Origin of the sequence: Isoptericola sp. S6320L (assembly GCF_023015685.1) — a bacterium.
Classification (GTDB): Bacteria; Actinomycetota; Actinomycetes; order Actinomycetales; family Cellulomonadaceae; genus Isoptericola; species Isoptericola halotolerans_A.
In genome coordinates, this window is record NZ_JALKAT010000030.1 from 37,548 (window position 1) to 48,644 (window position 11,097).

7 protein-coding genes are annotated in these 11,097 nt (G+C 73.4%); 2 read left to right on the forward strand and 5 right to left on the reverse strand.

Annotated features, from left to right (window positions below; genetic code table 11):
• Positions 1–7 precede the first annotated feature (7 nt).
• Positions 8–2,038: a cytochrome c oxidase assembly protein gene (locus MWU57_RS14335; RefSeq protein ID WP_246909992.1), complete on the reverse strand. Its 2,031-nt coding sequence runs from the start codon at positions 2,036–2,038 to the stop codon at positions 8–10.
• 121 nt (positions 2,039–2,159) lie between these two features.
• On the opposite strand from MWU57_RS14335, the gene MWU57_RS14340 reads away from it, so the two are divergent.
• Entirely contained in the window at positions 2,160–2,420 is a 261-nt protein-coding gene (locus tag MWU57_RS14340; protein ID WP_246910011.1) for a hypothetical protein, read from the forward strand.
• An 18-nt stretch (positions 2,421–2,438) separates the two neighbouring features.
• On the opposite strand, the gene MWU57_RS14345 is transcribed toward MWU57_RS14340, so the two are convergent.
• From MWU57_RS14345 to MWU57_RS14355, 3 genes are all read right to left on the reverse strand, one after another.
• Positions 2,439–5,165 carry a Tat pathway signal sequence domain protein gene (locus MWU57_RS14345; protein WP_246910013.1) on the reverse strand — a complete coding sequence of 909 codons (2,727 nt, stop codon included), beginning with the start codon at positions 5,163–5,165 and terminating at the stop codon, positions 2,439–2,441.
• Between the two features lie 119 nt (positions 5,166–5,284).
• Entirely contained in the window at positions 5,285–6,286 is a 1,002-nt protein-coding gene (locus MWU57_RS14350) for a hydroxyacid dehydrogenase (protein WP_246910015.1), read from the reverse strand.
• A complete protein-coding gene (locus tag MWU57_RS14355; protein ID WP_246910017.1) occupies positions 6,283–8,322 on the reverse strand; it encodes a DUF2264 domain-containing protein in 2,040 nt (679 codons plus the stop codon). The genes MWU57_RS14350 and MWU57_RS14355 overlap by 4 nt, the downstream gene beginning before the upstream one ends.
• Positions 8,323–8,465: 143 nt before the next feature.
• Here MWU57_RS14355 and MWU57_RS14360 point away from each other — a divergent pair, with 143 nt between their 5' ends.
• Positions 8,466–9,536 (forward strand): LacI family DNA-binding transcriptional regulator, encoded by a 1,071-nt coding sequence (locus MWU57_RS14360; RefSeq protein WP_246910019.1) that lies wholly within the window; start codon positions 8,466–8,468, stop codon positions 9,534–9,536.
• Positions 9,537–9,646: 110 nt separating this feature from the next.
• Here the strand turns inward: MWU57_RS14360 and MWU57_RS14365 are convergent, their stop codons facing one another.
• The gene (locus tag MWU57_RS14365; RefSeq protein ID WP_243400779.1) at positions 9,647–10,939 is read right to left on the reverse strand and encodes an ABC transporter substrate-binding protein; all 1,293 of its coding nucleotides are present in this window, start codon (positions 10,937–10,939) and stop codon (positions 9,647–9,649) included.
• Between the last annotated feature and the right edge of the window lie 158 nt (positions 10,940–11,097).

The window sequence follows — 11,097 nt, forward strand, 5'->3', positions numbered from 1 at the left end:
CGGAGCGTCAGCGGCCGGCGGTCTCGTCCTGGTCGGCCATCCGGGCCAGCATGTCGTTGTAGGCGGTGAGCTCCGCGTCGCCGTCGCGCTCGGCCTGCCGGTCGCGGCGCCGGGCCTCCCGCTCGTCCGACCGGGTCCACTGCACGGCGACGATGATCGCCAGCGCGAGCGTCGGCAGCTCGCCGATGCCCCAGGCGATGCCGCCGCCGCGCTGCTGGTCGGCGATGGCGCTCAGGCCCCAGTCGCGGCCCATGTTGCCGTACCAGTCCGCGACGAGCAGGGACGTGCCGGTGGTCAGCACCACGCCGAAGAACGCGTGGAACACCATCGTGGCGAACAGCAGCACGAGACGCATCGGGTAGCCGGGACGCTGCGGGCCCGGGTCGATGCCGACGAGGGCGTTCGCGAACAGGTACCCGACGATCGTGAAGTGCACGATCATCCACAGGTGCCCCAGGTGGTTCGTCAGGGCGAGCTCGAACAGGGGCGTGAAGTAGAACGCGATCATGCCGCCCGCGAAGAGCACGGCGGCCACCACCGGCTGCGCGAGGAAGGTGCCCACCCGGGAGTGGACCAGCGCCAGCACCCACTCCCGCGGCCCCCGCGAGCCGTCCTTGCGGGCCGGCACCGCGCGCAGCAGCAGCGTGACCGGGGCGGCGAGGACGAGCAGCAGCGGCACCAGCATCGCCAGCGTCATGTGCTGGACCATGTGGCCGCTGAAGATGACGTGCCCGTAGACGGTCGGGGCGCCGTTGGTGGTCCAGATCAGCACGAGCATCCCCGCGCACCACGTCAGCGTCCGCCCCAGGGGCCACCGGTCGCCGCGCCGCCGCAGCCGCAGCACCCAGCGCACGTAGACGACGATCCCGGCGACGCAGGCGAACGCGAGGATCGGCTCCACGGCCCACTCGGTGAGCCAGCGCGTCGCCGTCGGCTCCGGGGGCAGCGCGTAGCCGGTGAGCTGGTAGGCGGGCGAGGCGTCCGTGGGCACCTCGTCCGGCACCGGTGGTGCGGTGGACCCGAGCGCCACCGCCACCCCGGAGACCGCGCCGATGACGAGGAGCTCGACGGCGAGGAGCTGCCAGAACAGCCGGCGCACCGCGGACGCCCCGCGCTCCAGCCGGCCGACGATCCAGGTGCGGTGCGCCCACCCGAGCACGCCCAGGGCAGCGGTCAGGACGATCTTCACGACCAGCAGGACGCCATAGCTCGTCGCGAGGTCGTCGAACCCCTCCATCCGGATCCACGCGTTGGCGACGCCGGACACCCCGACCGCGACCAGGCACCAGGCCGCCACGGGCGAGTACCGCGCAACGGCGGCGGTGGTGACGTCGTCGAACCGGCCGACGACGAGGACGGCCAGCGCCGCGAGCCCGCCGAGCCACGGCGCGGCGCCCATGAGGTGCAGCCACATCGCGCCGATCGCCAGGAAGTGGTCGGCCGCCCCGGCGGCGTGGCCGGTGGTGGACTGCAACGTCAGCGCCGCGACGGGCAGCAGCGCCGTGCAGAGCGCACCTACCGGACCCCGCACGGCGAGCGCGACCCCTGAGGTCACCGCCGCGAGCGCGATGATGCCGAGGGAGATGCGGCCGAGCTCGACGTCGATCACGAACTGCGTCAGGCCCTGCCCGAAGTTGCCCGCCGTGGGCGACAGCGCCGAGACCACGGCGTACTGCAGGACGAGCTCGACCACCGCGGCGACGGCCCACACCGCGGCGGCCCACCCCGCGACGTCGAGCAGGCGCGCCTGCGCCCGCCCGGGCGGCACGAGGCACGCCGCCGCGAACAGGCTGCCGAGCGTCACGGCCACGCCGAGCTCGGCCAGGACGGTGGCGAGGGGCGACCCCCAGCGGGCGACGGCCCCCGGGTCGGAGAACGTCCCGAGCGCCTCGAAGGCCCCGGACCAGGAGCCCGCGAGGAGCAGCGCGAGGATCGCGGCCACGACGGCGCCCGGCCCGGCGGCGATGATCCACCAGGGCCGGGCGGGCGCGGGCGCGGTGCCGCGCGGGCGCTGGCCGGCAGGAGCTGTGGAGGTCACCTCACCAGACTAGAGGGGCCCGCCGGCGCTCCCGGACGCCACCGCTGTGAGACGCGACGCGCAGTGCAACCTGTCGATCAGAACCGGTGCAACCTGTCGGTCCAGTCCTTGATGAGGAGCGGTGGAGTACAGACGCCGTGTCGTCGACGATGAGTTGAGGATCGCTCTGCAGACGTCCGGGGCCGTCTTGATCGAGGGGCCGAAGGCGTGCGGCAAGACAGCGACCGCCCAGGAAGCCGCGACGGCAGTGCGCCTCGACACGGATCGCCCCGCACGGGAAGCCGCGTCCGTAGCCCCCGACGCCGTGATCACGGCGACGGGGTACGGGTATCGCCGCGACGACGGTGTTCAGGTCATCCCGGTCGGGGCGCTCGGGCCCTGACGTCCCGCCGCAAGCGCCTCACAGGCGGTCTCCGACCAGCGCGAGGCACTGCATGGCCGCCAGGCCGTACTGCGCGCTGGCGTTGGTCGAGAAGTTCGCCTCGTCGACCGGGTGCAGCACGGCGGGCGGCTCGATGCGCCGCGTGCCCCAGTCGTGGTCGTCCGGGTACCCGGCGTGACCGGTGCGCAGCTCCTGCCACGCTCGTGCCGCCAGGGCGTCGTCCTCGAGCCGGACCGCCGCGTACGCGGTGGCCCGCGCGTACGACTGGCGGAGGTTGAGGCTGCCCCAGTGCTCCCCCGTGACCTCTGCCTGCTCCTCCCGGGAGGCGTTGTACAGGCGGCAGAACTCCACCCACTTTGCCTCGACCTCGGGCTCGTCGACCAGGTCGAGGAGCTCGGTCATGACCTCGATCAGGCCGAAGACGGAGCTGAGGCTGCCGACGGCGACCTCCTTCTCGTCGCCCGAGCTGAAGACGGCGTCGTGCAGGTTGTACGTGGTGCCGGCCTGGACCCAGCCGTTGGGCAGCGCGGCGATCGACCGCGCACTGCGAAGCAGCCGCCGCTTCGCCTCCGGGTCGCCGCGACGCTCCCACTCCGTGAGCCACGCGCCGGCGATGGCGCCCCAGTCCGTCGTGGTGCCCAGCGGCAGGGCCCGTGGGTCCGGGTCGTACTCGCCGGTCGAACCGTCGATCTTGCGCGTCGCGTTGAGCTCCAGGTACGTCCGGTCGGAGTCGACCAGCTCGCGCAGCAGGTCCCCGCAGCGCTCGTCGCCGGTGAGGTAGTAGTAGAACCTCCGGTAGTTGGCGTTGCTGATCCGAACCTGCTTGGCGCTGTCGCCCCAGTGCTGGACGTTGTGCCGGGTGCCCAGGCCCTTCCAGACCCCGAGGTGGTAGACGTCCACCTCCCCCGTGTGCCGGGTCATGGCCTCGGCGAACCGGAACGCCGCGGCGTCGCCGGTGCGCAGGTAGTGGTACCAGAGCCACATGTCCGTCGACAGCTCCGAGTTGTCCCACGCGTACCCGCCGACGTCGTACCGCCACTGGTGCCGGTCGCCGTCGTAGGAGTGCATGACGTCCCCGTAGTCCCAGAACCCGTACCAGGAGCGCTGGTCCACCTGCTCGAGGTGGTACCGGTGGATCGCGTCGAGCCGGTCCTCCAGCTCGGCCTTCGCGGCGTTCGAGCGGTCGACCGGCGTCCAGGAGCCGAACACCCCCGTGGAGTGGTTGTGCTGCGGGCTGCTCGCCAGCAGCGGTGGCGTCGCGCTGGCCTCGGCGAGCTCGGCGAACCGGGCCGGCGTGGGCGTCGCGGGCAGCGCCCAGAACATCAGCTCGGTCGTGCGGGCGACGCCGTACGGCGTGCCGAAGCCGGGCTCGTAGTCCTCGTAGGTGATGTTGAGCGCGTCGAGCTGCTCCTCGTACGTGTCCTGCCCCATGCCGTCGTGGTAGAACCGCACGTCCATGGCGTCGGCGCGGGGGAACCACATCCAGACCGTGGCCTCCGCCTCGTCGCCCGCGGCCCCGGCGATCTCGAGCTCGGTGGGGTGCAGCTGCCAGAAGTTGCGCATGCCGAAGGCGAGCCCGCCCGAGGGCGTGCCGACGTAGGCCAGGCCCGCCGAGCGGGTCCCGGCGTCGGACCGGACCCACGAATGCCCGTTCCCCGTGCGCTTGCGGATCTCGAAACCGTGCGCCGTGAGCTGGGAGAGGCTGTAGTCGCCCCAGGCGGGGATCCAGTGCAGCCGGTCCGTGACGCGGGTGTCCCACGTGCTGGGGTCCGGCAGGGCCCGACCGTCGACCTGCGCGGCCCGCACCGCCTCCCCGGGGTCGCGCCGCAGCCCGGTGATCCCCCGGACCGCCTCGGCGAGGACGCCGCCGTCCGTGCCGGCGAGGCGGACGTGCCGGTCGTAGAGCTCCCCGCGCATCGGGACGGTGAACCGCACCCCCAGGCTGCGGACGAAGTCGCGCTCCTCGTCACCGTCGTAGAAGAAGGTGTGGACCAGCCGGATGCCGTCCGAGCCGGCGAACAACGCGAACCGCAGCACGAAGGGCAGCCACTCGCGCGCCCCGCGGCGGTGCTTGCCCTCCACCTTGATCACGGCCCGGACCGGGCCGGCCTGCTCGACCGTGACGTCCTCGACCGTGCCCTCGAAGTCCTCGTACCGCACGCTGCGCGGGTCGTCCGTGTCGGCGGCGTCCTGCCGCGAGGCGACGAGCCGCCCGTGACGGGCGATCACCTCGCCGTCCCGGGTGATCGTGCGCACGACGCGCTGGCCGTGACGTGCGAAGACGACCTCGATGGTCCCCGTGTCGACGACGACCCGGTCGTGCCGCTCGGCGACGACGACGGCCACCCCCGGCCGGGCGGGTCGGCCGGGCCCGAGCCGGTACGACGCGGCCCGTGGGGCGTCGCCGCTCACCGCGTGCGCCGTCCACTTCACCGAGCCGTCGGGCCACCAGGCGGTCGGCCACGTCTGGAGCGGGACGTCCTCGCCGGTGGTGGCCGTCAGGGCGAACCGCTGGTTGGTCCCGAGCGCACCCCGCGGCCAGGGCACGCCCCACGTGGTCCCGGCGGCGAGCGCCGCGGGCGTGCCCTCCAGCCACCGCACGTCGACGGGGTCGTGACCCGTGAGGTCTGGCGCGGCGGGCAGCGCCGTCGTCGGCGCGGCGTGGGCGGTCTGTGACCCGAGCGCGGTGGCGGCGCCTGCGGTCAGGGCGCTGGTCAGGACGGTTCGGCGACTGACGTCGGCCATGGTGGTCACTCCTTCGTGACGGGTTGTCGTGCCCCTCGATGGACACCCTCAGGGTGGGAGGTCCGTGGCGGACCCGCGGTCAAACGATCAAAACCGGACGCGGCCAGGTGGACGGCACGTCAGGCCGTCCGGGCCAGGTGCTCGGGCCGGACGGGATGCGCGAGTCCCCGGCCCGCGGCCAGCCGCTCCACCTCCGCGACGGCGCTGTCCCCGAGCCGGCGCAGCTCGTTGCCCGACGACCCGGCGACGTGCGGCGTCAGCAACGCACCGGGCGCCCCGTACAACGGGTGGTCCGCGGGCAGCGGCTCCGGGTCCGTGACGTCGAGGATCGCCCGCAGCCTGCCGGCGAGCACCTCGGCCGTGAGCGCGGCGGTGTCGACCAGCTGCCCGCGTCCCGTGTTGAGCAGCGTGCTGTGGTCGCGCAGGAGCGCGAGCTCACGCCCGCCGATCATGCGGTACGTCTCGGGCAGCGCGGGGGCGTGCAGGGAGACGACGTCGGACCGGCGCAGCAGCTCGTCGAGCCCGACGGCGGTGGCCCCCAGGGAGCGCGCCTCCGCGGCGTCGACGAACGGGTCGTGGAGCAGCACGTCCGTGTCGAACGGCGCGAGCAGCTCCAGGACCTGCCGGCCGGTGCGCGAGGCACCGACGAGGCCGACCACCAGGCCGTTGTTCCCGTGCGGCGGCAGGTGCCAACCGGTGAAGGACCGATGCCGGTCGAACGCCGCCGCCGACTCGAGCACCCGCTTGCCGGCCAGGAGGATCATCGCGAGCGTGTACTCCGCGACCGGTCGGGCGTTCGCCGTCGCGGCGCTGGAGACGTCGATCCCCCGCGTCCAGACCTCCTCGGTGACGAACTTCTTCACCGACCCGGCCGCGTGCACCACCGCGCGCAACCGCGGCGCGCGGGCCAGCAGCTCCGCGTCGAGACGAGGCGCTCCCCAACCGGTCACCAGGACCTCGACGTCGCGCAGCACACGGTCGACGCCCTCGCCGTCGGCGGCCGTGACGGCCTCCGGGGCGACGTCCGCCACCGCCGCGAGGCGCTCGCGGGCCGTGGCGTCGAACAGGTCGGGCAGGAGCTCGGGCCGTCGCAGCGCGAAGGCGGCACGCAGACGCCTCATGCGTCGTCCCCCTCGGTCACGGACAGGGTGTCGACCCGGCCGTCCCGCCACACGACGTGGACCTCGCCCTCGTCGTGCCGCACCTCGGTCACCGCGTCGACGTCGCGCACCCACGGGGTACCGCGACCGCTGAGCACGACGAGCGCCGCCGAGACGTCGCCGGGGCCGACCGTGGACCGGCTGCGCACCCACGGGGTCACGGACGCCTCCCCGTACGGGTCGGCACCGGTGCGGGAGGTCGTGCCGGCGCGATCGAGGCCCCGCAGCCCGCGGACCAGCGACGAGGTGCCGTCCTGCCGGGTCACCCGCACCCAGTCCACGTCGGTCTCGACGTGCAGGTCCCGGTCGCGCCCCGCCGCGAGCGGCCAGCCGCCGACGTGCAGTTGCCAGGGTCCGGGGTCGGCCGGCCAGGCCGCCTCCGCGTCCAGGGTGGCGGCGGGGACCGGGGTCGCGGGCGGCAGCCCGACGTCGGCACGCACCGGGTCCCACCAGGCGAGCCGCACCTCGAACCGGCCACGGACGACCGCCGCCGTGGTCACGAACGGTCCGCGTCGCATCGAGGACCACACCGCCGCGTCGCTCGGCCGGCCGCCCGGCAGGTCGAGCCAGTGCACGCGCGACCTGGAGACGGCGACGTCCTCGGACAGCCGGACCCGGTCGATGCCGTCGCGGTGCGACGGGGCCCCCGAACCGTCGAGCAGCGCGACATGTGACTCGACGGGCGCCGCGACGGCGTCGGTCGTCAGCTGCGGCGACGTCACGTTGGAGTATCCCAGCCGGCGGTAGAACGGGTCGTCGGCACGCTGCTGCACGACCGGTTCGAGCAACCGGTCCGACCCGTGGTTCAGGACCCGGACGATGCCGTCGCCCGGCGTCGCGGACACCAGCCAGCCCGGCACGGGCAGGGCGGTGACGCGGTCCTCCGCCCACGACGGCGGCAGCTCGGGCGCGGCCGTCCACACCGGGTCGTCGGCGTCGAGCAGCAGCCCGAGGAACCCCTTGCTCGCCCAGTACGGCGACGAGCCGCCGCTGTAGAGCTGACGCACGCCGTCGTACCGGTGGTGCCACCCCGTGGGGAGAAGCCCGCGCTCGTCGACGGATCCCGCGGCCACGAAGTGCTCCGCGACGGCGGAGGTGATCGCCCGCGTCGCACCCGGTGGCAGCGGCGTCGAGCCCGCGAGCGCCCCGGCCCAGAAGGGCGCCAGCATCGCGAACCGGTAGGTGATCGACCTTCCCTGGAGCACGGGCGCGCCGGTCGGGCCGACGAGGTGCTGCGCCTGCCCGAGGTAGGCGTGCAGCCGCTCCGCGTGCCGTTGGTCCAGCGGACGGCCCTCGATCCGCGCGTGCAGCAGCGGGTACAGGTGCCACGCCCATCCCGCGTAGTAGTCGAACGACTGGCGCCGCCCGTCGCGTCCGCGGCCGTCGGAGTACCAGCCGTCTCCCACGTAGAGGCCCTCGGCGAGCTCCTCGTTGCGGTCGAGGTCAGCCTGGTCCCACGGGCCGCCGACCGAGGCGAGGAACGCCTCGACCACGTTCTGGAACCAGACCCAGTTGTTGCGGTAGCCGCTGGTGCCGACGATGCCCGCCAACCAGTCGACGACGTGGCCTCGGGTGGCGTCGTCGAGCCGGTCCCAGAGCCACGGGCGTGTCTCGGACAGGCCGATCGCGACGGACGCCGCCTCGACGACGGCCTGCCGACGCTCGTCGATCCGGGGCCACCGCTCGGCGCCGGCGGGATCGGTACCGTGCCGCAGCCCCTCGGCGTAGCGTTCGAGCAGCCCGTGCGGGTCGGCCCCCTGCTCGCCCCGCACGCGGAACGCCGCAAGGAGGAAGGTGCGTGCGAACCCCTCGAGCCCGTCGCTCCAGGCTCCCGAGGCGCTGGTGGGCCCGGGCAGCCGGATCAGGGAACGCCCCGACGACGCGTACGGCTCGACGGCGGCGAGCAGCCTGTCGGCCGTGGCGAGCCAGTGCTGCCGCTCCCACCGTCGGGTCGGCTCCAGTGCCGCGGTGACCACCGCTGTCGTTGCATCCGTCACATCGGCATCCTGCGTGCGTGCGGAGCCGATGTCGTCCGCTCGGACATTTTCGATCAGCCGCCCACCGTCCGCGCTACAGTCCTGGGGTCCGGACCGCCACGAGACCACGGCGCGCGACCGACGTCGACGGAGACGGGAGATCCATGCACCTGCCCCGCGCACGGCACGAGTACCTGCTGCGTGAGATCGCGCTGCGCGGTAGCGTCCGCTCCGGCGAGGCCGCGACCCACCTGGGCGTCTCCGAGGTGACCGTCCGCCGCGACATCATCGAGCTCGACCGCGCGGGCCGGCTCGCGCGGGTGCACGGCGGCGCGATCGCGCTCAGCGCGAACCGTGGGCCGCAGGCGGCGCGAGCTCTCGTCGGGCTGGTCGTGCCGAGCACCACCGCTCACTTCCCCGACGTCGTGCGCGGTATGGAGGCCCTCGCTCCCGCGCTCCGCGTCCGCCTCGTCCTCGGTGTCTCCCACTACCGCCCCGAGGTAGAGGCCACCCAGGTCGACCGCCTGCTCTCTCTCGGTGCCACGGCGCTGGCCGTCGCCCCCACCACTCGTGGGCGGACCTCGGAGGAGCTCGCCGCCTGGCTGCGATCGATCCCCGTACCCGTCGTGCTCGTCGAACGGCGGATCGACGGCACCACGAGCCTCAGCGAGCTCGACCTCGTACGGACGGACCACGCCCACGGTGCCGTGGTGGCCGTCGAGCACCTGCACGGGCTCGGTCACCGGCAGGTAGCCGTCGCCGTCTACGACCGCACGCCGACCGCACGCCACGTGCGGGACGGCTTCACGACCGCCGTCGAACGCCTCGACCTGGTGTCCGGGCCGGACGTCTCGTTGTCCAAGGGCGACGACGACCCCGCGAGGCTGCGTGCCGAGCTCGAGTCGTTCCTGGACGACTGCCTCGCGACGGGGACGCGCGCCGCGTTCGTGCACACCGACGACCATGCGGCCCGCCTCCTCGAGGTCGCGCTCGACCGGGGGGTCACGGTGCCGGACGACTTCGCCGTCGTCGCCTACGACGACGAGAACGCCGAGCTCGCGGCGGTACCGCTCACCACCGTCACCCCGCCCCGACGCGAGCTCGGTCGCGAGGCGCTGCGGCTCCTCGTCGACCGGCTCACCGAGGACGACGGCGACCGGCGGCCCCCGCGGCACGTCGAGCTGCTCCCCCGGCTCACCGTCCGGGAGTCGTGCGGGGCCGTCGCCGCGGTCTGAGCGGCACCTCGGCATCTCGGCACCTCGGCATCTCGACGCGCAGCCGGCAGCGCAGTGGCCGCCGGCACGGGATCAGGGCCCGTGCCGGCGGCCACGTCTCGTGGGTCGCCCTATCCCAGCAGGTCGGTGCCGGCGAGGAAGAACTGCTCGACACCGTCCTCGACGGACAGGGCACCGAAGCCGATGTCTTGAGCGATGCGGGTGAACTCCGCCTCGACGGCACCCGCACCTTGGGGCGGCGGCGCGGGGGCGTCGATCGCCGTGGCCTCGACCGACTCCCAGTACGCCAGGATCTCCTGGTCGAGGCCCTCCGCCTGGATCCCCTCGCGCGCGCCGGCCGAGATAGGCACACCGCGGGACATCTCGAAGATCTCCTCGACGGCCGGGTCGTTCGTGAGGAAGTCGATGAACTCCGCCGTGACCTCCGGGTGCTCGGTCTGGGCCGACATCGACAGCTGCAGACCGGGCTTGAGGTAGACGCCCCGGTTCGCCGGGTCGTCCGCGGGGACGCCCGTCATCGAGAACTCGTCGCCGCCGGTGCCCTCGGTGAAGCGCACCAGAAAGTTGTAGAAGCTGATCTCGCTGGCGGTGTACTGCGCGCTCAGCGGGTCGCTCTCGATCTGCTCGGCCCTGCCCGGGTCCATGAACCCGCCGTTCGCGAACAGTGGCGCCGCCCGGCCCCACCAGGCCGCCAGGTCCGCCTCGGTGAAGCCGAACCCACCGTCCTCGGCGTACAGCGACTTGCCCTGCTGCAGCAGCCAGATCTCGAAGACGGACCAGATCTGCACGTACTGGACCGACCCTTCGATCCGGGGGTCGGCGTCGGCACCCGCCGCGCCGACCTCGCCCAGGAACGCGTCGTACTCGTCCCAGGTGAGGTCACCCGACGGCACGTCCACACCCACCTGGTCCAGCAGGTCGTTGTTGAAGAAGGTCCCGAGGATCGTCGTCTGCGTGGGGATGCCGTAGATCTGGTCGTCGATCTTCGTCGCCGGCATCACCGACTCCGGGAACGAGGAGATGTCGATCTGCTCGCCCACGTACTGGTCGAGCGGCTGGATCTGTCCCGTCGCGCCGTACTGCCGCAGGTAGGCGACGTCCATCTGGAAGACGTCCGGCAGGGCGCCGCCGGCCGCTTCGGTGTTGCGTGCCGTCCAGTAGTCACCCCAGCCGGCGTACGACGTCTGGATCGTCACCCCGGGATTCTGCTCCTCGAAGAGGTCGATCGCCTCCTCGTACCGGTCGGCGCGGGTCGCGTCACCCCACCACGCGAACGTGATCGTCGCCGCGCCGTCGTCGCCGGCGTCTCCGTCGGCCCCGCCCGCACAGCCGGTGAGCGCCAGCGCGCTCGCGGCGAGGACGGCGGTGCCCCCGCGCACCCGTCGACCAGTCATGGTCACCATGTGTGCCTCCTTGCGCACGTGTGCCGTCGGTCGACGGCGTCCTGGCCCCGATGCTGGCAGCCCGAGGGAGCGCCGGAGGACGAGCGGACAAAAACGTGCACGCCCCCGCCACCGTCACCGTGCCGAACGTCGTGGTCCGGACCGCTTTGGCACGCCAC

Excerpts from the sequence above, each read along its gene's own strand:
- MWU57_RS14350 (WP_246910015.1), bottom strand. The coding sequence starts at position 6,286 with ATGAGGCGTCTGCGTGCCGCCTTCGCGCTGCGACGGCCCGAGCTCCTG.
- MWU57_RS14345 (WP_246910013.1), bottom strand. The coding sequence starts at position 5,165 with ATGGCCGACGTCAGTCGCCGAACCGTCCTGACCAGCGCCCTGACCGCA.
- MWU57_RS14360 (WP_246910019.1), top strand. The coding sequence starts at position 8,466 with ATGCACCTGCCCCGCGCACGGCACGAGTACCTGCTGCGTGAGATCGCG.
- MWU57_RS14365 (WP_243400779.1), bottom strand. The coding sequence starts at position 10,939 with ATGGTGACCATGACTGGTCGACGGGTGCGCGGGGGCACCGCCGTCCTC.